This window comes from Pseudomonas sp. St29 (assembly GCF_001547915.1).
GTDB lineage: Bacteria > Pseudomonadota > Gammaproteobacteria > Pseudomonadales > Pseudomonadaceae > Aquipseudomonas.
Genome location: NZ_AP014628.1, coordinates 518,455 through 542,706, shown reverse-complemented (window position 1 = coordinate 542,706; position 24,252 = coordinate 518,455). Strand labels below are relative to the sequence as shown.

The following is a 24,252-nucleotide window of genomic DNA, read 5'->3' as shown; positions in this document are numbered from 1 at the left end:
CTCGGACATTCTGCTGGGAGATGGCCGTTGAAAGCCCTCGACGAACTGACCTTCGACAACCGCTTCGCTCGCCTGGGCGACGCCTTCTCGACCCACGTACTGCCCGAACCTCTCGACAACCCCAGGCTGGTGGCAGCCAGCCCGGCGGCCATGGCGCTGCTGGACCTGGACCCGGCCGTGGCCGAAAGCCCGGTGTTCGCCGAGCTGTTCGGCGGACACAAGCTGTGGGCCGAGGCCGAGCCCCGGGCCATGGTCTATTCCGGGCATCAGTTCGGCTCCTACAACCCGCAACTGGGGGACGGTCGCGGCCTGTTGCTGGGCGAGGTCTACAACCAGGCGGGAGAACACTGGGACTTGCACCTGAAGGGCGCCGGGCAAACGCCCTACTCCCGCATGGGCGATGGTCGTGCCGTGTTGCGCTCGTCGATCCGCGAGTTCCTCGCCTCCGAGGCCCTGCATGCCCTGGGCATTCCCAGCAGCCGCGCGCTGTGCGTGATCGGCTCGGACACCCCGGTGTGGCGCGAGAAGCAGGAGCGCGGGGCGATGGTCTTGCGCCTGGCGCCGAGCCATGTCCGCTTCGGCCATTTCGAGTACTTCTACTACACCAAGAAACCCGAACAGCAGAAGCAGTTGGGAGAGCATGTGCTGGCCCTGCATTTCCCCGAGTGCCTGGAGCAGCCGGAACCCTACCTGGCGATGTTCCGCGAGATCGTCGAACGCAACGCCGAGCTGATCGCCAAATGGCAGGCCTACGGCTTCTGCCACGGGGTGATGAACACCGACAACATGTCGATCCTGGGCATCACCTTCGACTTCGGCCCGTTCGCCTTCCTCGATGATTTCGACGCCCACTTCATCTGCAACCACTCCGATGACCAGGGCCGCTACTCCTTCAGCAACCAGGTGCCCGTCGGCCAGTGGAACCTCAGCGCCCTGGCCCAGGCCCTGACGCCGTTCATCAGCGTCGAGGCATTGCGGGAAAGTCTCGGTCTGTTCCTGCCGCTGTATCAGGCTCACTACCTGGACCTGATGCGTCGGCGCCTGGGCTTCACCCAGGCCGAGGACGACGACCAGAAACTGGTGGAACGCCTGCTGCAACTGATGCAGAACAGCGGCGTCGACTACAGCCTGTTCTTCCGCCGCCTGGGGGACCAGGCGCCGGAGCAGGCGCTGGCCCGGCTGCGGGACGATTTCGTCGACCGCGACGGCTTCGATGCCTGGGCCGAGCAGTACCGGGAACGGGTCGCCCGGGATCCGATCCAGGGCCAGGACCTGCGCCGGCAGCGCATGCACGCGGTCAATCCGCTGTACATCCTGCGCAACTATCTGGCGCAGAAGGCCATCGACGCCGCCGAATCAGGGGATTACTCGCAAGTGCGGCGCCTGCACCAGGTGCTGAGCCGGCCATTTGAGGAACAAGAGGGCATGCAAGGGTATGCCGAACGTCCGCCAGAGTGGGGCAAGCACCTGGAAATCAGCTGCTCGTCCTGAGTCAGACGAAGGTCTCCATCGACACCTTGAAGCGCTCGGCCAGCCAGCGGACCTGCCGCAGGTTGAGCTGGCGCTTGCCGCTGAGCACTTGCGACACCACCGACTGCGCGCCCACCCCGGGCAGGTCGCTTTGAGTCAGGCCATGTTCACCCATCAACGAACGTAGAACTTCCACGGCGCTGACCGCCGGCATCGGATGGTGCTCTTCGTCGTAGGCCTCGATCCAGTCACCCATGATGTCCACCAGCGAAGCCAGTGGGTGCGATTCGTCTTCGCCCATGATGTCCAACAGCTCATCGAGTGCCAGGGCCAACGCCTCGGCCATCGTGCAGAAAAGCGCCAAACACAAGATTGCGCATGGACCCCTCGGCAGCAGATGCGGATAATGCCCGCCCCTGATGTCCAGTACCTGCAAGGATGCGCATGAACCTGTTCCTGACCCTGGTCACCCTGGCTTTGGGCGTGATCACCCTGGTATCGGCCGTCATCTACCTGAGCCGTCGCGCCAAGTACCGCATGAACCTGCAGGACCTGCGCCTGCACGGTAAACCGCACCGCACCATTACCCAGGCCGAACGGGACGAACTGGCCAAACAGACCGCCAGCCTGCAACGTATCCAGGGCAGCGGCGGCATCTCCTACGAGCCGATCAGCGACAGCGTCTATCTGATTAGCGGCGGCACCGCGAGCGACGGGCTGGAACTGCAGGCGCTATCGATAAAACACGTGTCGATCGCCGGTATTCCCGTGGAGTTCCCCTACCCGATGGCCAGCTTCCTGGCTGAAAGCAACCAGGCCGAAGTGGTGATCGCCAAGACGTTCGCCGTGGTCATCGGCCTCAACGGGCATCGCCTGGCCCTGTGACGCACCGGCGGCCCGACTGCCACCTTCACCACTCGCCCATGCCACGAGCCCTGCCCCCCCCCGTCGACACCCTGCAAGAGTCCGCCATGAAACCTCGCTACCTGCTGCTGTTGCCCCTGCTGTTCGCCCTGACCGGGTGCAAGGAAGACTTCGCCACCCTGCACTTCCAGGACTCGGTGCGCTCCGATCCCAAGGCCGGCCCGCAATACTCCGACCAGTTGGTACACGAGGCGTACAAGCAGAGTATCTACACGGCGCTCCGCGCCCAGGGCCTGGACCCGGATGCCATTGCCCTGGAGCGCGACAAGGAGGATGACAAGGTGATCCAGCTGCGTCTGGTGGACTACTCCCTGAGCCCGGAACAACGGGGCCGCCTCAGGGCCGTCTTCGAGCAGGTCACCGAGGCGCGCAAGGCCAGCTCGATGAATCTGCACCTGGAACTGGACAACGCCCAAGCCAAGGTCACCCCGTCGGGCAGCAGCGACTTGCCGGACAGCCTCGACGCCGGCCTGGCGTTCGAGCCGGAGTTCGGCATGCTGCTGGACCGCAGCTACGAAGACAGCATGCAGGCCATCGTCAACGCGAGCGAAATCCAAGGCCCGGTCAGTTGCAAGATCACCGCGCGCCTGACGCTGCCCATGCCCTTGAAACTGATCGCCTACGAAGCCCTTGAACAGGACAACAGCGAGCGCGGCCTGATCTCCTTGCTGACCCGCAGCGGCAGCATTGCCAAGGTGCCACTCAAGGTGCATTTCGATGACCCTGACCTGAACCGGCTCCTGCAGCAGAAAACCGTCCAGGCCTGGCCATCCAGCTCGAAGATCACCCGGCCCGCACCGGTGCCCCTCGACGAATTCGCCATCGTCATCGGCTCCATCGGCGTCCAGACCCTGACCTCGGCCCTGCCCTTCGACACCCGCAAGGACGAGCTGCAAGCGCTGTGCGATCAAAAGATGCAGACCCTGGGTCGGCCATTCACCTTTCAAATAGGCCGGACCCTGGATCGCTTGACCAGCGTCGATTTCCGCTAAGCGCCATTGCGCAACAAGGACCTCCATTGAACCGACGCCTCTGCACGGCAGCCCTGCTGCTGATGCTGCTGACCGGCTGCAAGCAGACCTACCTGACCCTGCATTTCCAGGACGAAGTGGGCGACCCCAAGCAGGCCCGGATCGTGCCGTACTTTGCAGAGACCATCACTCAGATGGCCACCGGGATCGGCATCGAACCCGACGCCATCGGCCTGGAGATGGACCGCAAGGACGACAAGACCCTGCATATCAGCCTGGACAGCAGCGTGCCCGACAGCCAGCGCCAGCGTCTGCGGGCGCTGTTCAACGAAATTGTCGAGGCGCGCGCAGCCGGCACCTTCGAGGCCGTTCTGGAGATCGCCCCGGAAACCGGGAAATACACCAGCCCCGAGTACCGCAAAAGAGCCATGGCCTTGCCGCGCCACTTCTCCCTGGCGCTGGAGCCGGTGAAGTACGCCGCGGTGATGTTTCATTACTCGATGGAGGAATTGATCAGCGGCAAGCTCTCGGCCACCGGCACGCCCAACGAGGCGTTTTGCCAATACCAGGCCACCCTCCAGGCGCCGGGCATGCCGTTCAGCCAGATGGGCAGCAAGGCCGGGAGCGGACCAGGGGACTACAACGTGTATCTGGAGTGGAAAGACCACAAGCGCGAACCGGCGCAGTTCTTGTTCGGCAACATCAGGTTCGCCAACCCTACGCTCAACCAGATGCTGTTCGACAACCGCATCCAACTGTCCGCGATCAAGACCTCCTGGGGCTCGCGAGTGGATCGCCGCGCCGACCGCGTCGGCTTCAGTGTCGGTTCCCTGGGCTTGCAGTACCACGAGGATGGGGAGATTTCTCCGTTTCAGCACATAGGCTTCATGGGCAGGTGCGAGGGCATGGCCATGGAGCTTGGCCGGCCCTTTACCTTCTACATCGGCCGCTCCATGGACCGTCTGCTCAGCGTCGAACTGGCCCCGCCCAGCACGTGAGGCCATGGCGACATCTGCCCGGCGAGCGCCAACTTGATATTCACCCCGGGCGCCGCCATCTAAGGCGCTCCACCTATTTGCGGAGCCCATCATGTCCGAGCCACTGCTGATTCCCTGCCCGCACTGCAACGGCCTCAACCGCATCCCCGGCGAACGCCTGGGCGATCACCCCAAATGCGGACGCTGCAAGGCCGAGGTCTTGCTGAGCAGGCCTTTTGACTTGAAACAGGGCGACTACGCCAGCCAGATCAAGGGCGACCTGCCGCTGCTGGTGGACGTATGGGCCGACTGGTGCGGGCCGTGCAAATCCTTTGCGCCGATCTTCGCGCAGGCCGCCACGCAACTGAGTGGCAAGTGCCGGCTGGCCAAGCTGGACAGTGAAGCCAACCCGCAGCTCTCGGGGCAATTGGGCATTCGCTCGATTCCCAGCCTGATCCTGTTCAAGAACGGCCGGGAAGTGGCCCGGCAAAGCGGCGCCTTGCCATTGCCACAACTCTTGGGCTGGTTGCGCAGCCAGGGGATCTAACGCGACGTCATGAGCCGCAGGACACAGCCTGCGCTCACAAGGACTTGAGGGTCAGGCGTTTTCCAGCAGGTTGTGCAGGTCGACGAACTGCTGGGTCAGCTTGTGCCGTGGGTCGAGATGGATCAGCGGCATGCTGGCCTGGTGCGATTCACGCATGCGCACCGAACTGCCCAGGTAAACCGGCAGCACCGGCAGACCTTCGCTGATCAACTCATCGAGCATCTGCTGCGGCAGACTGGCCCGGGCCTGGAACTGATTGACCACGATGCCCTCGACCTCCAGGCCCTCGTTGTGGTCTTCCTTCAACTCTTCGATCTCCGCCAGCAGGCCGTACAGCGCCTGACGGGAAAAACTGTCGCAGTCGAAGGGGATCAGCACGCGATCAGCGGCGATCAGCGCCGATACCGCATAAAAATTCAGGGCCGGCGGGGTGTCCAGGTAGATCCGGTCGTAATCCTCGGCCAACTCGTCCAGCAGTTTGCGCAGCTTGTTGATCTTGTGCTTGGCCTCAAGCTTGGGCTGCAGGTCCGCCAGCTCGGCGGTGGCGGTCACCACGTGCAGGTTGTCGAAAGGCGTTTCGTAGATATCCACCTGGTTCTTCTTGGCGAACGGCCCGGACGACAGGGTCTGCTTGAAGAAATCGGCAATGCCCATGGGAATGTCCTCGCCGGTCAGGCCGGTGAGGTACTGAGTCGAGTTGGCCTGGGCATCCAGGTCCACCAGCAAGGTGCGATAGCCCTCGCTGGCGCTGACCGCCGCCAGATTGCAGGCAATGCTGGATTTGCCGACGCCACCTTTCTGATTGAACACCACACGCCGCATGTCTAGACCTCCCTGTATCAAAGATCACCGAGTGTAGTAGGCCACGTCGGCCCTTAGCTACCTCGACAGCGCAAGACTTTGCGCAGTCCTGGCAACGCTGGGTCGGGCCGGACCAAGGCTTGGCCACGGCGGCTTGCGCTCAGAGCGGTCCCCGATAGTGGCAAATAGACACCTTCTCTAAGATCAGATTCGGCGTTTTTGCGACCAACAACCCAAGCAGCATTTGCTACAAGCCAGTCGCACCGGGATAATGCGCGCCACTGACGCCTTCGCGTCACCCAGGTCAATCGCCAATCGAAGCGATACACCGCGTCAAGGAAGCCCGCAGGGGCGGGATGAAATCAAGTGATCAAGTTCAACATCGCTCAATGGCGTGCGTGGGCCCCTGGGCTCGAAAGCGTGGACGCCTGGCAGGCCTGGAGCCACCAGCCGACCCTGCCGGAAAGCAGCGATGCCGCTCCCGATGTGTCCTTTCTGCCCGCCATGCAGCGCCGGCGCCTCAGCCGCCTGGCGCGCATGGCCTTCAGCGTCGGCTGGCCCCTGGCCGAGGGCCTGGAGCAGTTGCCGCTGGTGTTCATTTCCCGGCATGGCGAAACCCCGCGCACCTTCGACATCCTCAGCGACCTGGCCGCCGAGCAGCCGCTGTCGCCCACCCAGTTCAGCCTGTCGGTGCACAACGCGGTGATCGGCCTGTGGTCGATCATGCGCGGCGAAACCAGCGAAATGACCGCTCTGGCCGCCGCCGGCGATGGCCTGGAACACGGCCTGCTGGAAGCCGCCAGCCTGCTGGCCGACGGCGCGCCCCACGTGTTGCTGGTGATCACCGAGGAGCAGCCGCCCGAAGCCTATGCCAGCTGGATCGACGACGTGCCGTTCCCCTACGCCCTGGGCCTGCTGCTGACGCCGGGCGACGACTGGCAGCTGTCGCTGGGCTGCGACGACGGTCAAACCCCCAAGGCCCCGTGGCCCCACGCCCTGAACCTGCTGCGCCTGCTGCTCGGTGCACAGAACACTTGCCAACATGCCTGGATGAATCGTGTATGGACCTGGCAACACAAGCACTGAGCGCCAAGGGCCGCAATGCCTACCACTGGCGCCTGATGGCCACCGCTCTGAGCTTTGCACTGTTCGGAATAGGTGGTTTGTGCCTGCGCCTGGTGATTTTCCCGCTGCTTGCCTGCCTGCCCGGCGATGCCCACAGCCACCGCCAGCGGGCGCGCAACACCGTGAGCCGGCTGTTCTGGCTGTTCATCCGCTTCATGGCCAAGAGCGGCGTGCTCACCTATGAGGTGCAGGGCGCCGAACGGCTCGGGCGACCGGGGCAGATGATCATCGCCAACCACCCGTCGCTGATCGACGTGGTGTTCCTCATCGGCCTGGTGCGCGACGCCAACTGCGTGGTGAAGCAGAGCCTGTGGAGCAACCCCTTCACCCGCGGCCCGGTGCGCGCCACCCAGTACATCAGCAACGACGGCAGCCTGGACATGCTCGATGCGGCCTCCGGGGCACTGCAGGAAGGCCAGACCCTGATCGTCTTTCCCGAAGGCACCCGCACCCAGCCCGGCAGCGCCCCCGCCTTTCATCGGGGGGCTGCGGCCATTGCCCTGCGCGGTGCGAAAATCATCACGCCGGTGGTGATCCGGGTCAGCCCCACCACCCTGACCAAGGCCGAGCCCTGGTACCGCATTCCACAACGCCGTGTGCACTTCAGTTTTCACGTCGGTGCCGATATAGACCCACAGACCTTTGCAGCCCAAGGCCCGGCGCCCCAGGCTTCGCGCAAGCTCAATAAGCACTTGCACCACTACTTCATTAAGGAGCTCGCCAGAGATGAGCGATACACACCCGGACCTGATGCTTGAAATCAAACTGCTGATCATCGACGCCCTGGGCCTCGAAGACATCAGTGCCCAGGACATCGGCAACGATCAGACGCTGTTCGGCGAAGGCCTCGGCCTGGACTCGGTGGACGCCCTGGAACTGGGCCTGGCGATCCAGAAAAAGTACGGCATCAAGATCGATGCCGACGCCAAGGACACCCGCAACCACTTCAGTAACGTGGCGAGCCTTGCGGCGTTCGTCACTGCAAAACAGGCAGCTTGAGAACCGACCATGCAAACCCGTGACGACATCTTCAACACCCTGCGCGATGCCCTGGTCGAACTCTTCGAACTGGCCCCCGACAGCATCAGCCTGGACTCCAACCTGTACCAGGACCTGGAAATCGACAGCATCGACGCCGTCGACCTGATCGACCACATCAAGCGTCAGACCGGCAAGAAAATCGCCGCCGAGGAATTCAAGTCGGTGCGCACCGTCAACGACGTGGTCGAGGCGGTCTACCGTCTGGTCCAGCCGGCCGCATGAGCCGGCTGATCGGCCTGGGCTTGTTGCTGGCCGGCCTGCTTTACCCCTTCGCGGTGTACTTCGGCATGGAGCACTTCGCGCCCTGGCAGTTCGGTCTGCTGCTGGGCGGCCTGTGGCTGGCCCGGGCGCTGACCGGCGAACGCCGCCCCGGCAGCCTGTGGATGGCCATTGTGGCAATCGCGTTCTGCCTGCTCCTGGCCTGGTTCGACAACCCGGCGCTGCTGCGCTGGTACCCAGTGCTGATCAGCAGCTTCATGCTCGGTCTGTTCGGCCTGAGCCTGAAATATGGCCCGCCGGTGGCGGAACGCCTGGCGCGCCTTGGCGAGCCGGACCTGCCGGAAAAAGCCATCCGCTATACCCGCCAGGTGACCATCGCCTGGAGCGTGTTTTTTCTCTGTAACGGCGTGCTCGCCGCGGCCCTGACCCTGTGGGCGCCGCTGAGCTGGTGGACGTTGTACAACGGCCTGATCGCCTATGGGCTGATGGGTCTGCTGTTTGCCATTGAATGGCTTTTACGACAACGGGTACGAGGCCGTAGATGAACTGGATTGCCCTTGAGCGGCTGTTGCTCAAGACCCAAGTACCGCGCGTGGTCAGTGCCCAGCCCGGGATCGACCTGCAGGGTCTGCAGCAACAGGCCCTGAGCCTGGCCGCCGCCCTGCAGCAGCGCGGCGTGAGCCGCCTGGCGCTGCACCTGGAAGACGCCGTGGACCTGGCCGTGGCCCTGCTCGGCGCCTGGCGTGCCGGGGTCAGCGTGCTGCTGCCCGCCGACCTGCAGCCCCAGACCCGCCAACGCTGGGCGGCGGACGTCGACCTGTGGCTGACCGATCAGGACACGCCGCTGCAGCAGTTGCAGGCCCAGCCCCTGGAGCCGGCCGAGCTGGACCTGGACGCCTGCCGGTTGAGCCTGTGCACCTCCGGTTCCAGCGGCGAGCCCAAGCGCATCGACAAAAGCCTGCGCCAGCTGGCCAACGAGGTCCAGGCCCTGGAGCACCTGTGGGGCGCCGACCTGGGACCGGCCTGGATCATCGGCAGCGTCGCCACCCAGCACATCTACGGTTTGCTGTTCCGCGTGCTCTGGCCACTGTGCGCCGGGCGCCCCTTCGTGCGCCGCCAGTTGCCCTTCCCCGAAGACCTGCAACGGGCCAGCCGCGAATGCCCGGCCTTCGCCTGGGTGGCCAGCCCCGCGCTGCTCAAACGCATGGGCGACAACCTCGACTGGCCGGCCCTGAGCCCGGTGCGCCGGGTGTTCTCTTCCGGTGGCGCCCTGCCGGCCGAAGCCGCCGACAGCCTGCAGCAACGGCTGCAGCAGTGGCCGACGGAAATCCTCGGCAGCTCGGAAACCGGCGGTATCGCCTGGCGCCAGGGGGCGGACCTGTGGCAACCCTTCGCCGACGTCCGCCTGAGCCAGGACCCTGACGGCGCACTGCTGATCGCCTCGCCCTATCTGCCGCCCGGGCATGTCGAACACACCGCCGACGCCGCGCGCATTGCCGCCGACGGCCGCTTCGAACTGCTGGGCCGCCTGGACCGCATCGTCAAACTGGAAGAAAAGCGCCTCTCCCTGCCCATGCTGGAACAGGCCCTGGAAAGCCACGACTGGGTGGCGGAAGCGCGCCTGGGGGTGGTCGAAGACAACCGCGCCTACCTCGGCGCCCTGCTGGTGCTCAGCGAATCCGGCCTGCATGCCCTGCGCAATCAGGGTCGGCGTCACCTGACCCAGACCCTGCGCCAGCACCTGTCCCGGCACTGTGAGGCCCTGGCCCTGCCGCGACGCTGGCGCCTGGTGCGGCAACTGCCGCTGAACAACCAGGGCAAGCTGCCCCAGGCCGAGGTCCAGGCCCTGCTGCTGGCGCCGCGCCCCAAAGCGCCGGAGGTGCTGGAACAGCTGCAGCACGCCGATGAATGGCAACTGCAACTGGCGGTTCCGCCGGACCTGGCCTACTTCAGCGGGCACTTCCCCGCCACCCCGGTGCTGCCGGGGGTCGTGCAAGTGGACTGGGCCCTGGCCCTGGGCCAGCAACTGCTCGACCTGCCGGGCCGCTTCGCCGGCATGGAAGTGCTGAAGTTCCAGCAACTGGTGCGCCCCGGTGATCGTATCCAGCTCAACCTGCGCTTCGATGCCCAGCGCCAGAAACTGTATTTCGCCTACCTCAATGACGGCGCTCCTTGCTCCAGTGGGCGGATCGTTCTGGAGGCCAGCTGTGGATAAGTTGCAGGAAATGGAACCCGGCACCCCGGCTCCTGCCGTGCAGGGGCCTGCGGCCATGCATAGGCCTTGTGCGGTGATTCCGGTGTACAACCATGAAACCGCCGTGCCCGCGGTGATCGATGCGCTCCTGGCCCGGGGCCTGCCCTGCGTGCTGGTGGACGATGCCAGCAGCCCGGCCTGTGCGGCGGTGCTGGAACAAATGGCCGGGCGCGAGCAGGTGTTCCTGATCCGCCTGGCGGTCAACCAGGGCAAGGGCGGCGCGGTCATGGCCGGCCTGCGCGAAGCCGCGCGGCTGGGCTTCAGCCACGCCCTGCAGGTGGACGCCGACGGCCAGCACGACCTCACGGATGTGGATCACTTCATCCAACGCTCCCAAGCCCATCCCGAAGCGCTGATCTGCGGTTATCCACAGTACGACGCCAGCGTGCCCAAGGGCCGCCTGTACGCCCGCTACCTGACCCATGTCTGGGTCTGGATCAACAGCCTGTCGCTGCAGATCCCGGATTCCATGTGCGGCTTCCGGGTCTATCCCCTGCCTGCGGCGCTGGCGCTGATCGACTCGGTGCAACTGGGCCGGCGCATGGACTTCGACCCGGAGATCCTGGTGCGCCTGTCCTGGCGCAACCAGCCCATGCACTGGCTGCCGACCCGGGTGCACTACCCGCAGGACGGCCTCTCGCACTTTCGCCTGTTCCACGACAACGCGCTGATTTCCAAGATGCACGCCAAGCTGTTCTGCGGCATGTTGGCGCGCCTGCCGCTGATCCTCTGGCGCCGGTGGCGCCCATGAGCCAGACGCCCCCCAACGAACACTGGGCCGAGCACCAGGAGCGCGGCAGCTTCTGGCTGATGAAGCTCACCGCCTTCGGCGTGCGGGTCCTGGGACGCCGCGTCCTGAGCCCGGTGCTGTACGTCATCGTGTTCTATTTCTTCCTGTTCGGCCGCCGCGCCCGGCGCAGCATCTGGCAGTACCAGCAGCGTCTGGCGCAATGGAGCGGGCGCGCAGAGTTGCGCCCCAGCCACGGGCGGGTGTTCGCTCAGTTCATGGCCTTTGCCGATGCCCTGCTGGACAAGCTCGACGTGTGGAACGGCAAGCTGCGCATCGAACAGATCGAGATCATCGACCCGGCGATGCTGCGCCACCAACTGCGCGGTGAACGCGGGCAACTGCTGGTGGGCGCGCACCTGGGCAACCTGGAAGTCTGCCGGGCCCTGGCCGAGCTGGGGGAACAGGTGACCATGAACGTGCTGGTGCACACCAAGCACGCTGAACGCTTCAACCGCCTGCTGGGCGAAGCCGGGGCCAGCAACCTGCGGCTGATCCAGGTCAGCGAGCTGGACCCGGCGATCATGCTGCAACTGAGCCAGCGCCTGGATCGCGGCGAGTGGCTGGCGATTGCCGGCGACCGCGTGCCGCTGCACGGCGGGCGCAATGTGCGGGTGGATTTCCTCGGCCATCCGGCGGCCTTCCCCCAGGGCCCCTGGCTGCTGGCGGGGCTGCTCAAGTGCCCGGTCAACCTGCTGCTGTGCCTGAAACAGCAGGGCCGCTACCAGGTAACCCTGGAACCCTTCGCCGAGGCCGTGCAGTGGAAGCGCAACGACCGCCAGCAGGTGATCGCCCAGTGGACCGCCCGCTACGCCGAGCGCCTGGGCCAGTACTGCCTGCAGGCACCGCAACAATGGTTCAACTTTTACCCATTCTGGAAGACCGATGACGACCTCGACCCATGAGCCGGTAACCTTCGGCGAACACCCCCTGCGCATCGAAGACGTGCTGGCCCTGGCCAACCGCCAGGCGCCGACCCGCCTGCAAGACGACGCCGCCTGGCGCCAGCGGATCGCCAAGGGCGCGCAGTTCCTCGATTCCCTGCTGGACAAGGAAGGGGTGATCTATGGCGTGACCACCGGCTATGGCGACTCCTGCGTGGTGGCCGTGCCGCTGCAGCACGTCGAGGCCCTGCCCCGGCATCTGTACACCTTCCACGGCTGCGGCCTGGGCAAGCTGCTGGACGCCCAGGCCACCCGCGCGGTGCTGGCGGCGCGCTTGCAGTCGCTGTGCCACGGCGTGTCCGGGGTGCGGGTGGAACTGCTGGAACGCCTGCAGGCCTTCCTCGACCAGGACATCCTGCCGCTGATCCCCGAAGAGGGTTCGGTGGGCGCGAGCGGCGACCTGACGCCGCTGTCCTATGTGGCGGCGACCCTGTCCGGCGAACGCGAGGTGCTGTTCCGTGGCGAGCGTCGTGAGTCCGCCGACGTGCACCGCGAGCTGGGCTGGGAGCCCTTGGTGCTGCGGCCCAAGGAAGCCCTGGCGCTGATGAACGGCACCGCGGTGATGACCGGGCTGGCCTGCCTGGCCTTTGCCCGGGCCGACTACCTGCTGCGCCTGGCGACCCGCATCACCGCCCTCAACGTGGTGGCCCTGCAAGGCAACCCGGAGCACTTCGACGAGCGCCTGTTCGCCGCCAAGCCGCACCCGGGGCAGATGCAAGTGGCCGCGTGGCTGCGCCAGGACCTGGCGATCGATGCACCGACCGCGCCCCTGCACCGCCTGCAGGACCGCTACTCGCTGCGCTGCGCGCCCCACGTGCTCGGGGTGCTGGCCGACAGCCTGAACTGGCTGCGTAGCTTTATCGAAACCGAACTCAACAGCGCCAACGACAACCCGATCATCGACGCCGAAGCCGAGCGCGTGCTGCACGGCGGGCACTTCTATGGCGGCCACATCGCCTTTGCCATGGACAGCCTGAAGAACCTGGTGGCCAACGTCGCCGACATGCTGGACCGGCAACTGGCGCTGCTGGTGGACGTGCGCTACAACCACGGCCTGCCGAGCAACCTGTCCGGCGCCAGCGCCGAACGCGCCATGCTCAATCACGGCTTCAAGGCGGTGCAGATCGGCGCCAGCGCCTGGACCGCCGAAGCCCTGAAGAACACCCTGCCGGCCAGCGTGTTCTCGCGCTCCACCGAGTGCCACAACCAGGACAAGGTGAGCATGGGCACCATCGCCGCCCGCGACGCCATCCGGGTGCTGGAACTGACCGAACAAGTGGCCGCCGCCACCTTGCTCGCGGCCAACCAGGGCGTCTGGCTGCGCCGCCAGGAAGCCGATGCCCGGCCGTTGCCGCCGGCCCTGGATGCCATGCACCGGCAACTGGCCGCGGACTTCCCACCGGTGATCGAGGACCGCGCCCTGGAGCGCGAACTGCGCCTGTGCCTGCAGCGCATCGCCGAACAACACTGGAGGCTGCATGCGTAGCAAGGGAGTGATCCACGCCGACACCCAGGTGCTGGTGCCGTTCTTCGACGTCGACACCATGCACGTCGTCTGGCACGGGCATTACGTCAAGTACCTGGAAGTGGCCCGCTGCGCCCTGCTGGACAAGCTCGGCCACAACTACAACCAGATGCTCGAATCCGGCTACGCCTGGCCGGTGATCGACCTGCAACTGCGCTACGTGCGCGGCGCGGTGTTCGGCCAGACCCTGAACGTGCGCGCCAGCCTGGTGGAGTGGGAGAACCGCCTGAAGATCAACTACCTGATCACCGACCTGGCCAGTGGCGAGCGCCTGACCCGCGCCAGCTCGGTGCAGGTGGCGGTGGAGATCGCCAGCCGGGAGATGCAGCTGGCCTCGCCCAAAGTCTTCACCGACGCCGTTGCGAGGGCCCTGCCGTGACCGTGGGAGCGAGCTTGCTCGCGAAGCGGGTCGGTCTGTCTGCCCAGTGCACGGCGCTGCGCACCGTGCTGCGGCGGTTCGCGAGCAAGCTCGCGCCTGCACTCTGGGTGCTGTGCTGTGTTCCGGGCCTGGCCCAGGCCTTCGACCTGCAACAGCTGAGCGATCAGCTGGCGCGGCCGGAGGTGATCCACGGCCGCTTCGTCCAGGAGAAACACCTGCGCGCCCTGCCCCAGCCGCTGACCAGCAAGGGCCACTTCGTCCTGGCGAAAAACCACGGCCTGCTGTGGCTGCTGCAAACCCCGCTGCAACAGGACTACCGCATCACCGCCCAAGGCATTGCCCGGCGCGATGCCGGCGGCTGGCAGATGCTCCCCGGCAAGAGCGCCGGGGCCGAGCAGAACCGCCTGTTTCTGGCCGTGCTGCAAGGCGACAGCAGCGGCCTGCAACGGGACTTCGAGCTCAAGCTGCAAGGCAGCGCCGAAGACTGGCACCTGCAGTTGATCCCCCGCTCCCTGCTGCTGAAACAGATCTTCAACCAGATCAACATCGACGGCGGCGCACTGGTGCAACGCATCGAACTGCTGGAAGCCCAGGGCGACCGCACCCTGCTGATCATGCAGGACAGCAGCAGCGCCGAGCCGCTGAGCGCGACGGAGCAACATGATTTTGCCGAGTGAACGCTGGCTGCCCCGTGCTTTCCTGATCCTGCTGCTGGCGGTGCTGGCCCTGGGTGCCTGGCAATGGCGCCACGGCGCGCCGCTGTCGGCCAACCTCATGGAACTGGTGCCCGGCACCGCTCCCGATGCCCTGGAGCTGCAGGCCGAACAACGCATGCAAGAGCCGCTGAACCGGGAAATCCTGGTGCTGGTGGGTCACGCCGAGCGCCCGCAGGCGCTGAACATGGCCCGCCAGTTGGCCGAGCAATGGCAGGCCAGCGGGCTGTTCGACAAGGTGCAGTGGAACCTTGAGGCCGACCTGCCGGCCTTGCGCAAGCAATTGCTCCAAGGACGGCTGGCGATGCTCGCGGCCAAGGACCGGGAGCAGTTGATCAACCAGCCCCAGGCGTTCATCGAGCAGCGGGTGCAAAGCCTGTTCGACCCCTTTGCCGGCTTCTCCCTGGTGCCGAGCCAGGATGACTGGCTGGGCCTGACCGGACGCATCCAGAACAGCCAGCCGCAACATGGCGCGGTGCTGCTGGATATCGGCAGCGGCGCCCTGGTGGCCGAAGCCGAGGGCCGGCACTGGGTGCTGCTGCGGGCCCATACCCGCGGCAACGCGTTCGACATGCAGTTGCCCCTGCAAGTGGCCGAGCTGCTGCGCCACAGCCGGGAACAGGCGAGCCAGGGCGGGGTCCAGCTGCTGGCCGCCAGTGGCCTGCTGTACGCCGCCAACGGTCAGCTGCAGGCCAGCCGCGAGATCACCTGGGTCGGCGGTGGCGCGACCCTGGGGATCCTGTTGCTGCTGCTCCTGGCCTTCCGCCGCTGGCGGGCCTTGCTGGCCTTCGTTCCGGTGCTGGTGGGCATGCTGTTCGGCGCGGTGGCCTGTGTCTCCCTGTTCGGCCACATGCACGTGATGACCCTGGTGCTGGGGTCGAGCCTGATCGGCGTGGCCGTCGACTACCCGCTGCACTACCTGTCCAAGAGCTGGAGCCTGAAGCCCTGGCGCAGCTGGCCGGCCCTGCGCCTGACCCTGCCGGGGCTGAGCCTGAGCCTGATCACCAGTTGCATCGGTTACCTGGCCCTGGCCTGGACCCCGTTCCCGGCACTGACCCAGATCGCCGCGTTCTCCGCCGCCGGCCTGCTGGGGGCCTACCTGTCGGCGGTGTGCCTGCTGCCGGCGCTGCTCAAGGGCGTCGAACTGCATCCGGCGCAATGGCCGCTGCGGGTCGCCGAAGCGTTGCTCAGGGTGCGTGAAGCGCTGCTCAAGCGTGTGCCGAGCCCGGCGCTGCTGGCCCTGTTGGCGCTGTTCTGCGCGGGCGGCCTGTGGCAACTGGAAAGCAAGAACGATATCCGCCAGTGGGTCGGCGCACCGCCGCAACTGCTGCAAGAGGCCCAGGCCATTGCCCGGATCACCGGCTATCAACCCACCAGCCAGTTCTTTCTGGTACGCGCGACCAGCCAGGAGCAATTGCTGCAACGTCTGGGCGCCCTGGACGAACGCCTGCAGCAACTGGTGAACCTGGGCAAGCTCAAGGGCTACCTGTCCCTGGAGCAACTGCTCAGCCAGGCCCGGGACCAGCAGCGGCTGCGCCAGGCGCTGCAGCAACTGCCGCAGTTCTGGCAGCCACTGCTGGCCCTGGGCGTGCCCCTGGAGGCGTTGCAGGCCGAGTTGCAGCAACTGCAGGAACTGCCGCCCAGCGATATCGACAGCGCCCTCAACGGCCCCCTGGCCGAGCCCTATCGCCCATTGTGGCTGGGGCCCAACGCCGACGGCGTGGCCGCCATGGTCAGCCTGCAAGGGTTGAACGACGCCGCCCTGCTGCGGGTTCAGGCCGACGATCTGCCCGGGGTGCAACTGGTGGACCGCCTCGGTGAATTGAACCGGGTGTTCGCCGCGACCCAGGTCAGCGCCGCCGAACTCAAGCTGGCCTCCTGCGTACTGATCGTCCTGCTGCTGATCCTGCCCTTCGGCTTCGGGGGCGCCTTGCGCCTGGTGGCGCTGCCGCTGCTGGCCGCCTTGTGCAGCCTGGCCAGCCTCGGCTGGCTGGGCCAGCCCCTGACCCTGTTCAGCCTGTTTGGCCTGTTGCTGGTGACGGCCATCAGTGTCGACTACGCGATCCTCATGCGCGAGCAGATCGGCGGTGCCGCGGTGAGCCTGTTGGGCACTCTGCTGGCGGCCCTGACCACCTGGCTGTCGTTCGGCCTGCTGGCGGTGTCCAGCACCCCGGCGGTGAGCAACTTCGGACTGGCGGTGAGCCTGGGGCTGGCCTTCAGCTTTATCCTCGCGCCCTGGGCCGGCCACACGCCGCACCCGACGCCCGAGGCGGAGCGCGGCCCATGCTGATCCTGCTGTTCTGGCTGCTGGTCCTGGGGCTGTTCGCCCTGGCCACCCATCTCGGGCGGCACCTGGGCCTGATCCCGATCGTCAGCCAACTGCTGCTGGCGACCTTCGGCCTGCCGTTACTGATGCTGCTGTGGATCGAGCCGCACTGGCAGCTGGGCGGCGCGCAGCTGGTATCGCCGCAATGGCTCAAGTTCCTCTACGGCCTGAGCTTCGCCCTGCTGCTGGGGCACATCCTCAGTGATGTGATCGACCTGCGCCTGGATCGCCAGAGCCTGAAGATCGCCGTGCCGAGCTTCGGCATTCCCTTCGCCTGCGGCCTGGCCACGGCCTTCTGGCTGCTGCCGGCGCAACCCTGGATCAGCTCCCTGGCGGTGGGCCTGCTGTTCGCCATCACGGCGATCCCGGTGCTCTACCTGTACCTGCGGCACATCCAGTACCCGCCCGCCGCCACCCGGCGCCTGGTGCAGACGGCGATTCTCATCGACCTGACCTGCTGGAGCCTGTTCGCCCTGGCCCAGGGCAGCCTGCACCTGAGCAGCCTGCTGCTGCCCCTGGCCGGCGCCTGCCTGCCGTTGCTGCTGCGTGGCCTGGGCCTGCGCCAGCCGCTGCTGCACAGCCTGGGGTTCTTCGGCCTGCTGGTGGTGGCCGAGCACTACAAGCTCAATGCGCTGATCTTCGGCATCGGCTACCTGCTGTGCATGGCCGCCCTCAAGCTGCCGCTGGTGCTGCCGTTAAAGGCTGCCTGGATGAACCGCTTGCAGAGCAGCATCGCCATCCCGCTGATCCTCACGTTCGGCATCGTGCAGATCAATGTGCACAGCGCCATGGACAGCCTCGGCTGGGTGCAACTGGCAGCGCTGCTGGTGCTGCCGATTGCCAGCAAGCTGCTGGGCAACTGGCTGGGCCTGCGCTGGGCCGGCGCCTCCTTCACGGGCGCCAGCCGCTGGCGGGAAAGCCTGCTGCTGAACATTCGCGGCTTGAGCGAGATCGTCTTTCTCAACCTGCTGCTGCAACAACAGCTGATCAGCCCGGCGCTGTACTTCGCGCTGATGCTCATGGGCCTGATCGCCACCCTGCTGCCGGCCCTGGCCGGGATGCACCGAACGCCTCCGGCAGCGACCCACGCTGCCCCCTTGAATCTGAACATCGCCAAACCGGCAAGGAGCCCCAGTGCCAACAGTTGAAATGCAACGTCGCCAGGTCGTGGTGATCGGTGCCGGCCCCTCGGGGGCCATCGCGGCCGCGCTGCTCAAGCGCCAGGGCCACGACGTGCTGATCGTCGAGCGGCAACATTTCCCGCGTTTCTCCATCGGCGAAAGCCTGCTGTCCCACTGCCTGGATTTCGTCGAGGAAGCCGGGATGCTGGAGGCCGTGCAGGCCGCCGGGTTCCAGTTGAAAAACGGCGCGGCGTTCGCCTGGGGCGAGCACTACAGCACCTTCGATTTCGGCGACACCTTCAGCCACGGCAAGCCCACCACCTTCCAGGTGCAGCGCGCCGACTTCGACAAGCTGCTGGCCGATCAGGCGGCGCTGCAAGGGGTCGAGATCCGCTACGGCGAGGAGATCATCGCGGTGGACGTGGCGCGGCCGATGCCGCAGCTCGACTGCCGTCGCGAGGACGGCAGCCAGTACCGCATCGAAGCCGACTTCATCCTCGACGCCAGCGGCTATGGCCGGGTGCTGCCGCGCCTGCTGGAGCTGGAGGCGCCGTCGAACTTCCCGGTACGCCGGGCGGTGTTCACCCATGTCGAAGACCGCATCGACTGCGAGCATTTCGACCGCAACAAGATCCTCATCACCACCCACCCGCAACACCGCGACATCTGGTTCTGGAGCATCCCCTTCAGCAACGGCCGCTGTTCGGTGGGCGTGGTGGCCGCCGATGAACACTTCGCCGGGCGCGATGGCGACCTGGACGCCTGCCTGCGCGGTTTCATCGAGCAAACCCCGAGCCTGGCCAGGGTCCTGGAAAACGCCGAATGGGACACCCCGGCGCGGACCATCGGCGGCTACTCGGCCAACGTCACCACCCTGCACGGCCCGGGCTTCGCCCTGCTGGGCAATGCCGCGGAGTTCCTCGATCCGGTGTTCTCCTCCGGGGTGACCATCGCCATGCGCTCGTCGAGCATGGCCGCCGCCGTGCTGCACCGGCAGTTGCAGGGCGAAAGCGTCGACTGGGCGAGCGAGTTCGCCGAGCCGCTCAAGCGCGGCGTCGACACCTTCCGCTGCTACGTCGAGGGCTGGTACGCCGGCACCTTCCAGGACGTGATCTACCACCCGGGCAGCTCGCCGGAAATCCGCCGCATGATCAGTTCGATCCTCGCCGGTTACGCCTGGGATGAACGCAACCCCTTCGTCAGCGAGCCCAAGCGCCGGCTCAAGGCCCTGTCGGAAGTCTGCGCGAGGGACGTGGCATGAGCGAGCAAAGCGGCCAGTACCTGAGCCCCAGCTACGTCGAGGAAACCCGCTTCGGTTTCTGGTTCCTGCGCAGCCACACCTGGCAGCACCATGTGCTGCGGGTGGCGATCAACGACCTGCGCTCGCTGTTCGACGGCGAGCCGCCCGCCCATCCGGTGCTGCTGGATGCCGGCTGCGGCCAGGGCAAGTCGTTCCAGCACCTGCGCCAGGTGTTCGCCCCGCAGCGCCTGATCGGCATCGACGCCGACCCTCACAGCCTAAAGCTCAGCGCCGAAGAAGCCCGGCGCCAGCAATTGCAGGTGGAGCTGATCGGCAGCGACTGCGCGACCCTGCAACTGGCCGACGCCAGTGTCGACCTGCTGTTCTGCCACCAGACCTTCCATCACCTGGTGGAACAGGAAAAGGCCCTGGCCGAGTTCTACCGGGTGCTCAAGCCCGGGGGCTACCTGCTGTTCGCCGAATCCACCGAGGCCTACATCGATACCTGGGTGATCCGCTGGCTGTTCCGCCATCCGATGCATGTGCAGAAAAGCGCCGCCGAATATTTGCAGATGATTCGTCGGCAGGGCTTTGAATTCGGCCCGCAGAACGTGTCTTATCCCTACCTGTGGTGGAGTCGCGCCAAGGACTTCGGCCTGCTGGAGCGCCTCGGTCTGCGCCAGCCGCCGCCGGTGGGCCAACGCGAGGAAACCCTGGTCAACGTGGTGGCGCGCAAGCCTCTGGATGCCAGCGTTGCCGGGGCAGGTGAGTCGGCATGATCCGCGCTCTGCTGCTCGGTTGTGTCCTGTTGCTGAGCGCTTGCGTCAGTCAGGCTCCGCTGCCCGAGCGCATGCCCACCCTGGCGTTGCCATTGCAGCTGCATGTCGAGCGCCAGGCCGACGGACAACGCCAGGACTGGCTGCTGGTGATCCAGGCCGAAGGCCCGGACCTGCGCTGGTCGCTGATGGACCCCCTGGGCATCCCCCAGGCCCGCCAGCGCCTGGTGGCCGGCCACTGGCAGGCCGACGGTCTGCTGCCGCCCAACCCGGAAGCTCGGGAGCTGTTCGCCGCCTTGCTGTTCGCCCTCACCCCCAAGGCCGAACTGCGGGCCAACTACCCCGGCGCCCTTGAGCAAGGCACTCGACGCACCCTCGGCCCACGCTGGCGGATTGACTATCAACAACCTCTGGATTTCGAGTTGAACCTGCCCCAAGGCCCGCATTACCACATCAGCCCACTGAGCACCGGGGGCATGCCATGACGGCCTACCTCAATGCCCTCGGAGTGATCTGCGCCCTGGGGCGCAATCGCCGGGAAGTCGCCCGCAGCCTGTGGGCCGGGGACTGCTCGGGCCTGCGCGCCGAAAGCCACTGGGTGCCCGACCGCAGCCTGCCGGTGGCGGCGGTGCGCGGCGCGCTGGCCAGCATGCCCGCCGGGCTGCAGGCGCAGAGCAGCCGCAACAACCAGCTGTTGCTGGAGGCCACGCTGCAGATCGAGGACGACATCCGCCAGGCGATCCGGCGCTACGGCCGCGGCCGCATCGGCATCGTCCTGGGCACCAGCACCTCGGGCATCGACGAGGCCAGCCGCGGCATTGCCCGCTATCTGCAGGACCGGCAATTCCCGGCGGACTACGACTACCGCCAGCAGGAACTCAGCGCGCCGGCCAACTTTCTTGCCGACTGGCTGCAACTGTGCGGCCCGGCCTATGTGATTTCCACCGCCTGCACCTCCAGCGCCCGGGCCCTGATCAGCGCCCGGCGCCTGCTGGACCTGGGCCTGTGCGACGCCGTGCTGTGCGGCGGGGTCGACAGCCTGTGCAAGCTCACCCTGAACGGCTTCAGCGCCCTGGAAGCGGTGTCCGGGCAGCGCTGCAATCCGTTCTCGCGCAACCGTGACGGGATCAACATTGGCGAGGCGGCAGTGCTGTTCCTGATGAGCAGGGAAGCCGCAGGCGACGCCCCTGTGGCCCTGCTCGGCGGTGGCGCCAGCTCCGATGCCTACCATATTTCCGCCCCGGCCCCCGATGGCCGCGGTGCCTTGCAGGCCATGAGCCTGGCGCTGCGCAGCGCCGGCCTGCAGCCGCAGCAGATCGACTACCTGAACCTGCACGGCACCGCCACCCAGCACAACGACGCCATGGAAAGCCTGGCGGTGGCCCAGCTGTTTCCCGAGGGCCTGCCCTGCTCCTCGACCAAGCCGATGAGCGGCCACACCCTGGGCGCCGCCGGAGCCCTGGAAGCGGCGTTCTGCTGGCTGGCCCTGAGTGCCGACAACCCCGACCAGGCGCTGCCGCCCCATGTCTGGGACGGCGCGGCCGACCCGGCCCTGCCGCCCCTGCACTGGGTGACCCCGGCCGACCGCCTGGCGGCGCATTCACCACGCCACCTGATGAGCAACTCCTTCGCCTTCGGTGGCAACAACGTCAGCCTGATAATCGGAGACGCCCCATGATCGACTGGCCGCTCGCCGAACTGCTGCCCCACGCCGGGGACATGATCCTCATCGATCAGGTCCTGGACTTTGATGAAGAACAGATCCGCACCCGCCTCCAGGTTCGCCCCGGCGGCCTGTTCAATCGCCCCGACGGCAGCCTGCCGGCCTGGGTCGGGATCGAGCTGATGGCCCAGAGCGTGGCCGCCTACGCCGGCTGTCGCGCGCGCCAGCAAGGCCTGCCGGTGGAGCTGGGCTTTTTGCTGGGCACTCGCAAGTTCGAATGCAATGTCGAGCACTTCCCGGTCGACAGCCTGCTGGAGATCCACGCCCTGCGCTCCCTCGAAGACGACAACGGCATGGGCGTGTTCGAATGCCACCTCAGCGGCCCCGGCATTGCCGCCACGGCGCGCCTGAACGTGTACCGTCCGCCCCAGGCCGCCGACTATCTGCATGAAACACCTGCCTCTTCTACAGGAACTCCCTCATGACTGACTCCGTACTGGTCACCGGCTCCAGCCGTGGCATCGGCCGTGCCATCGCCCTGCGTCTGGCCCGGGCCGGTTATGACCTGGTGCTGCACTGCCGCTGCGGCCGTAGCGAAGCCGAAGCCGTCAAGGGCGAGATCGAAGCCCTGGGCCGCGGCGCCCGCATCCTGCAATTCGATGTATCGGACCGGGAGGCCTGCCGGACGGCCCTGGAGGCCGACGTCGAAGCCCATGGCGCCTATTACGGCGTGGTACTCAATGCCGGGCTGACCCGCGACGGCGCCTTCCCGGCCCTCAGCGAAGACGACTGGGATCAGGTGCTGCGCACCAACCTCGACGGTTTCTACAACGTCCTGCACCCGGTGATGATGCCGATGATCCGCCGCCGCGCCGCCGGACGCATTGTCTGCATCACCTCGGTGTCGGGGCTGATCGGCAACCGCGGCCAGGTCAACTACAGCGCCTCCAAGGCCGGCCTGATCGGCGCCGCCAAGGCCCTGGCCATCGAGCTGGGCAAGCGCAAGATCACCGTCAACTGCGTGGCCCCGGGGCTGATCGACACCGCCATGCTCGATGAGAACGTGCCGGTGGACGAGCTGATGAAGATGATTCCCGCCCAGCGCATGGGCACCCCGGAAGAGGTGGCCGGGGCGGTGAACTTCCTGATGTCCGCCGAGGCCGCCTACATCACCCGCCAGGTGCTGGCGGTGAACGGGGGCCTGTGCTGATGAAACGCGTGGTCGTCACCGGCATGGCCGGCATCACCTCCCTGGGCAGCGACTGGGTCAGCATCGCCGAGCGTTTTGCCGCCAACCGCAGCGGCATCCGGCGCATGGACGAATGGGACCGCTTCAGCGAACTCAACACCCGCCTGGCCGGCCCCATCGATGACTTTCAGGTGCCGGGGCACTGGACCCGCAAGCAACTGCGCAGCATGGGCCGGGTTTCGCGGCTGGCGGTCGGCGCCGCCGAGCAGGCCCTGGCCGATGCCGGGCTGCTGGGCGACCCGTCGATCAAGGACGGGCGCATGGGGGTGGCCTGCGGCTCTTCCACCGGCAGCACCGACGAGATCAAGGCCTTCGGCAACATGCTGCTGAACTCGGTGGCCGAAGGGCTCAACGCCAACTCCTACGTGCGCATGATGCCCCACACCACCGCAGCCAATATCAGCATTTTCTTCGGCCTGACCGGGCGCCTGATTCCCACCTCCAGCGCCTGCACCAGCGGCAGCCAGGGCATCGGCTATGCCTACGAGGCGATCAAGTTCGGCCGTCTGCCGCTGATGCTCGCCGGCGGCGCCGAAGAGCTGTGCCCCACCGAAGCCATGGTGTTCGACGCGCTCTACGCCACCAGCCTGAAAAACGATGCGCCCCACACCAGCCCCCGGCCCTACGACACCGACCGCGACGGCCTGGTGATCGGTGAAGGCGGCGGCATGCTGGTGCTCGAAGAGCTGGAACACGCCCTGGCCCGGGGCGCGCGGATTCACGCGGAAATCGTCGGTTTCGGCAGCAACGCCGACGGCCAGCACACCACCCGTCCCGAGCAGAGCACCATGCGCCGGGCCATGGAGCTGGCGCTGGAAGACGCGGCCCTGGCCCCCTCGGCCATCGGCTACGTCAACGGCCATGGCACCGCCACCGAGCAGGGCGATATCGCCGAGACCCTGGCCACCAACAGCCTGTTCGGCAGCCGGATGCCCATCAGTTCGCAGAAGAGTTTTCTCGGCCACACCCTGGGCGCCTGCGGCGCGCTGGAATCCTGGTTCAGCATCGAGATGCTCAACCGCGACCTGTATGTGCACACCTGCAACCTGGACCAGGTCGACCCACGCTGCGGCGAGCTGGACTACCTGCAGGGCGGCTTCCGGGCCATGAGCCACGAATTCGTGATGAACAACAACTTTGCCTTTGGCGGGGTCAACACCTCGTTGATCTTCCGCCGCTGGCCTTAACGCCCAACCCCAC

At 66.5% G+C, this 24,252-nt stretch carries 26 protein-coding genes and 1 pseudogene; 25 read left to right on the top strand and 2 right to left on the bottom strand.

The features are described from left to right. Positions 1-27 precede the first annotated feature (27 nt). On the top strand, positions 28-1,491 hold the full coding sequence (gene selO, locus PST29_RS02440; protein WP_060842283.1) for a protein adenylyltransferase SelO: 1,464 nt from the start codon (positions 28-30) through the stop codon (positions 1,489-1,491). A gap of 1 nt (position 1,492) precedes the next feature. Here selO and PST29_RS02435 read toward each other — a convergent pair. After that, positions 1,493-1,810 (bottom strand): annotated as a pseudogene (locus PST29_RS02435) (helix-turn-helix domain-containing protein); the annotation flags it as partial. Between the two features lie 104 nt (positions 1,811-1,914). On the opposite strand from PST29_RS02435, the gene PST29_RS02430 reads away from it, so the two are divergent. The 4 genes from PST29_RS02430 to trxC all read left to right on the top strand — a co-directional run bounded on the left by PST29_RS02430 (position 1,915) and on the right by trxC (position 4,889). After that, a complete protein-coding gene (locus PST29_RS02430; protein ID WP_060842282.1) occupies positions 1,915-2,355 on the top strand; it encodes an IgaA/UmoB family intracellular growth attenuator in 441 nt (146 codons plus the stop codon). 86 nt (positions 2,356-2,441) lie between these two features. Next, positions 2,442-3,386, top strand: a complete 945-nt coding sequence (locus PST29_RS02425; RefSeq protein ID WP_060842281.1) for a hypothetical protein — start codon at positions 2,442-2,444, stop codon at positions 3,384-3,386. A gap of 26 nt (positions 3,387-3,412) precedes the next feature. Further along, a complete protein-coding gene (locus tag PST29_RS02420; protein ID WP_060842280.1) occupies positions 3,413-4,363 on the top strand; it encodes a hypothetical protein in 951 nt (316 codons plus the stop codon). A gap of 91 nt (positions 4,364-4,454) precedes the next feature. After that, positions 4,455-4,889, top strand: a complete 435-nt coding sequence (trxC, locus tag PST29_RS02415; RefSeq protein WP_060842279.1) for a thioredoxin TrxC — start codon at positions 4,455-4,457, stop codon at positions 4,887-4,889. A gap of 51 nt (positions 4,890-4,940) precedes the next feature. Here the strand turns inward: trxC and PST29_RS02410 are convergent, their stop codons facing one another. Continuing rightward, positions 4,941-5,711: a ParA family protein gene (locus PST29_RS02410; RefSeq protein ID WP_060842278.1), complete on the bottom strand. Its 771-nt coding sequence runs from the start codon at positions 5,709-5,711 to the stop codon at positions 4,941-4,943. A gap of 345 nt (positions 5,712-6,056) precedes the next feature. On the opposite strand from PST29_RS02410, the gene PST29_RS02405 reads away from it, so the two are divergent. From PST29_RS02405 to PST29_RS02310, 20 genes are read left to right on the top strand one after another with little or no spacing between them, the layout of a single operon-like run. Continuing rightward, positions 6,057-6,776, top strand: coding sequence for a beta-ketoacyl synthase chain length factor (locus PST29_RS02405; RefSeq protein ID WP_060842277.1), 720 nt, complete (start codon positions 6,057-6,059; stop codon positions 6,774-6,776). Next, positions 6,752-7,573 (top strand): lysophospholipid acyltransferase family protein, encoded by an 822-nt coding sequence (locus tag PST29_RS02400; protein WP_060842276.1) that lies wholly within the window; start codon positions 6,752-6,754, stop codon positions 7,571-7,573. The genes PST29_RS02405 and PST29_RS02400 overlap by 25 nt, the downstream gene beginning before the upstream one ends. After that, the gene (locus PST29_RS02395; protein ID WP_011058851.1) at positions 7,542-7,814 is read left to right on the top strand and encodes a phosphopantetheine-binding protein; all 273 of its coding nucleotides are present in this window, start codon (positions 7,542-7,544) and stop codon (positions 7,812-7,814) included. Before PST29_RS02400 ends, PST29_RS02395 begins: the two co-directional genes overlap by 32 nt. A gap of 9 nt (positions 7,815-7,823) precedes the next feature. Further along, positions 7,824-8,078 carry an acyl carrier protein gene (locus PST29_RS02390; RefSeq protein ID WP_060837187.1) on the top strand — a complete coding sequence of 85 codons (255 nt, stop codon included), beginning with the start codon at positions 7,824-7,826 and terminating at the stop codon, positions 8,076-8,078. Beyond that, complete coding sequence (locus tag PST29_RS02385; RefSeq protein WP_060837186.1) at positions 8,075-8,620, top strand: hypothetical protein; 546 nt, start codon at positions 8,075-8,077, stop codon at positions 8,618-8,620. Before PST29_RS02390 ends, PST29_RS02385 begins: the two co-directional genes overlap by 4 nt. Next, complete coding sequence (locus tag PST29_RS02380) at positions 8,617-10,290, top strand: ApeI family dehydratase (RefSeq protein ID WP_060842275.1); 1,674 nt, start codon at positions 8,617-8,619, stop codon at positions 10,288-10,290. The genes PST29_RS02385 and PST29_RS02380 overlap by 4 nt, the downstream gene beginning before the upstream one ends. Positions 10,291-10,345: 55 nt before the next feature. Then, a complete protein-coding gene (locus tag PST29_RS02375) occupies positions 10,346-11,080 on the top strand; it encodes a glycosyltransferase family 2 protein (protein ID WP_060841866.1) in 735 nt (244 codons plus the stop codon). Then, positions 11,077-12,021 carry an LpxL/LpxP family acyltransferase gene (locus tag PST29_RS02370; protein ID WP_060837184.1) on the top strand — a complete coding sequence of 315 codons (945 nt, stop codon included), beginning with the start codon at positions 11,077-11,079 and terminating at the stop codon, positions 12,019-12,021. Before PST29_RS02375 ends, PST29_RS02370 begins: the two co-directional genes overlap by 4 nt. After that, positions 12,002-13,546 (top strand): HAL/PAL/TAL family ammonia-lyase, encoded by a 1,545-nt coding sequence (locus PST29_RS02365; protein ID WP_060842274.1) that lies wholly within the window; start codon positions 12,002-12,004, stop codon positions 13,544-13,546. The genes PST29_RS02370 and PST29_RS02365 overlap by 20 nt, the downstream gene beginning before the upstream one ends. Further along, positions 13,539-13,964 carry an acyl-CoA thioesterase gene (locus tag PST29_RS02360; RefSeq protein WP_060837182.1) on the top strand — a complete coding sequence of 142 codons (426 nt, stop codon included), beginning with the start codon at positions 13,539-13,541 and terminating at the stop codon, positions 13,962-13,964. The genes PST29_RS02365 and PST29_RS02360 overlap by 8 nt, the downstream gene beginning before the upstream one ends. After that, positions 13,961-14,641: an outer membrane lipoprotein carrier protein LolA gene (locus tag PST29_RS02355; protein WP_060842273.1), complete on the top strand. Its 681-nt coding sequence runs from the start codon at positions 13,961-13,963 to the stop codon at positions 14,639-14,641. Before PST29_RS02360 ends, PST29_RS02355 begins: the two co-directional genes overlap by 4 nt. Then, positions 14,625-16,967: an MMPL family transporter gene (locus PST29_RS02350; protein ID WP_060842272.1), complete on the top strand. Its 2,343-nt coding sequence runs from the start codon at positions 14,625-14,627 to the stop codon at positions 16,965-16,967. The genes PST29_RS02355 and PST29_RS02350 overlap by 17 nt, the downstream gene beginning before the upstream one ends. Then, positions 16,961-18,151, top strand: coding sequence for a hypothetical protein (locus tag PST29_RS02345; protein WP_060842271.1), 1,191 nt, complete (start codon positions 16,961-16,963; stop codon positions 18,149-18,151). The genes PST29_RS02350 and PST29_RS02345 overlap by 7 nt, the downstream gene beginning before the upstream one ends. Beyond that, on the top strand, positions 18,138-19,385 hold the full coding sequence (locus PST29_RS02340) for an NAD(P)/FAD-dependent oxidoreductase (protein ID WP_060842270.1): 1,248 nt from the start codon (positions 18,138-18,140) through the stop codon (positions 19,383-19,385). The genes PST29_RS02345 and PST29_RS02340 overlap by 14 nt, the downstream gene beginning before the upstream one ends. Beyond that, positions 19,382-20,143, top strand: a complete 762-nt coding sequence (locus tag PST29_RS02335; RefSeq protein ID WP_060842269.1) for a class I SAM-dependent methyltransferase — start codon at positions 19,382-19,384, stop codon at positions 20,141-20,143. The genes PST29_RS02340 and PST29_RS02335 overlap by 4 nt, the downstream gene beginning before the upstream one ends. Beyond that, positions 20,140-20,625 carry a DUF3261 domain-containing protein gene (locus PST29_RS32325; protein WP_060842268.1) on the top strand — a complete coding sequence of 162 codons (486 nt, stop codon included), beginning with the start codon at positions 20,140-20,142 and terminating at the stop codon, positions 20,623-20,625. The genes PST29_RS02335 and PST29_RS32325 overlap by 4 nt, the downstream gene beginning before the upstream one ends. After that, entirely contained in the window at positions 20,622-21,818 is a 1,197-nt protein-coding gene (locus tag PST29_RS02325) for a beta-ketoacyl-[acyl-carrier-protein] synthase family protein (RefSeq protein WP_060842267.1), read from the top strand. Before PST29_RS32325 ends, PST29_RS02325 begins: the two co-directional genes overlap by 4 nt. Next, positions 21,815-22,288 (top strand): ApeP family dehydratase, encoded by a 474-nt coding sequence (locus tag PST29_RS02320; protein ID WP_060837174.1) that lies wholly within the window; start codon positions 21,815-21,817, stop codon positions 22,286-22,288. Before PST29_RS02325 ends, PST29_RS02320 begins: the two co-directional genes overlap by 4 nt. After that, positions 22,285-23,013: a 3-oxoacyl-ACP reductase FabG gene (gene fabG / locus PST29_RS02315; RefSeq protein WP_060842266.1), complete on the top strand. Its 729-nt coding sequence runs from the start codon at positions 22,285-22,287 to the stop codon at positions 23,011-23,013. The genes PST29_RS02320 and fabG overlap by 4 nt, the downstream gene beginning before the upstream one ends. Further along, on the top strand, positions 23,013-24,239 hold the full coding sequence (locus PST29_RS02310; RefSeq protein ID WP_060842265.1) for a beta-ketoacyl-ACP synthase: 1,227 nt from the start codon (positions 23,013-23,015) through the stop codon (positions 24,237-24,239). The genes fabG and PST29_RS02310 overlap by 1 nt, the downstream gene beginning before the upstream one ends. The last annotated feature ends 13 nt before the right edge of the window (positions 24,240-24,252 follow it).

What these genes read in the sequence shown, in the direction of transcription:
- PST29_RS02430 (WP_060842282.1), top strand. Translation starts at nt 1,915, where the DNA reads ATGAACCTGTTCCTGACCCTGGTCACCCTGGCTTTGGGCGTGATCACC.
- PST29_RS02425 (WP_060842281.1), top strand. Translation starts at nt 2,442, where the DNA reads ATGAAACCTCGCTACCTGCTGCTGTTGCCCCTGCTGTTCGCCCTGACC.
- trxC (WP_060842279.1), top strand. Translation starts at nt 4,455, where the DNA reads ATGTCCGAGCCACTGCTGATTCCCTGCCCGCACTGCAACGGCCTCAAC.
- PST29_RS02410 (WP_060842278.1), bottom strand. Translation starts at nt 5,711, where the DNA reads ATGCGGCGTGTGGTGTTCAATCAGAAAGGTGGCGTCGGCAAATCCAGC.
- PST29_RS02400 (WP_060842276.1), top strand. Translation starts at nt 6,752, where the DNA reads ATGGACCTGGCAACACAAGCACTGAGCGCCAAGGGCCGCAATGCCTAC.
- PST29_RS02395 (WP_011058851.1), top strand. Translation starts at nt 7,542, where the DNA reads ATGAGCGATACACACCCGGACCTGATGCTTGAAATCAAACTGCTGATC.
- PST29_RS02390 (WP_060837187.1), top strand. Translation starts at nt 7,824, where the DNA reads ATGCAAACCCGTGACGACATCTTCAACACCCTGCGCGATGCCCTGGTC.
- PST29_RS02385 (WP_060837186.1), top strand. Translation starts at nt 8,075, where the DNA reads ATGAGCCGGCTGATCGGCCTGGGCTTGTTGCTGGCCGGCCTGCTTTAC.
- PST29_RS02380 (WP_060842275.1), top strand. Translation starts at nt 8,617, where the DNA reads ATGAACTGGATTGCCCTTGAGCGGCTGTTGCTCAAGACCCAAGTACCG.
- PST29_RS02375 (WP_060841866.1), top strand. Translation starts at nt 10,346, where the DNA reads ATGCATAGGCCTTGTGCGGTGATTCCGGTGTACAACCATGAAACCGCC.
- PST29_RS02370 (WP_060837184.1), top strand. Translation starts at nt 11,077, where the DNA reads ATGAGCCAGACGCCCCCCAACGAACACTGGGCCGAGCACCAGGAGCGC.
- PST29_RS02365 (WP_060842274.1), top strand. Translation starts at nt 12,002, where the DNA reads ATGACGACCTCGACCCATGAGCCGGTAACCTTCGGCGAACACCCCCTG.
- PST29_RS02360 (WP_060837182.1), top strand. Translation starts at nt 13,539, where the DNA reads ATGCGTAGCAAGGGAGTGATCCACGCCGACACCCAGGTGCTGGTGCCG.
- PST29_RS02350 (WP_060842272.1), top strand. Translation starts at nt 14,625, where the DNA reads ATGATTTTGCCGAGTGAACGCTGGCTGCCCCGTGCTTTCCTGATCCTG.
- PST29_RS02345 (WP_060842271.1), top strand. Translation starts at nt 16,961, where the DNA reads ATGCTGATCCTGCTGTTCTGGCTGCTGGTCCTGGGGCTGTTCGCCCTG.
- PST29_RS02335 (WP_060842269.1), top strand. Translation starts at nt 19,382, where the DNA reads ATGAGCGAGCAAAGCGGCCAGTACCTGAGCCCCAGCTACGTCGAGGAA.
- PST29_RS32325 (WP_060842268.1), top strand. Translation starts at nt 20,140, where the DNA reads ATGATCCGCGCTCTGCTGCTCGGTTGTGTCCTGTTGCTGAGCGCTTGC.
- PST29_RS02325 (WP_060842267.1), top strand. Translation starts at nt 20,622, where the DNA reads ATGACGGCCTACCTCAATGCCCTCGGAGTGATCTGCGCCCTGGGGCGC.
- PST29_RS02320 (WP_060837174.1), top strand. Translation starts at nt 21,815, where the DNA reads ATGATCGACTGGCCGCTCGCCGAACTGCTGCCCCACGCCGGGGACATG.
- fabG (WP_060842266.1), top strand. Translation starts at nt 22,285, where the DNA reads ATGACTGACTCCGTACTGGTCACCGGCTCCAGCCGTGGCATCGGCCGT.
- PST29_RS02310 (WP_060842265.1), top strand. Translation starts at nt 23,013, where the DNA reads ATGAAACGCGTGGTCGTCACCGGCATGGCCGGCATCACCTCCCTGGGC.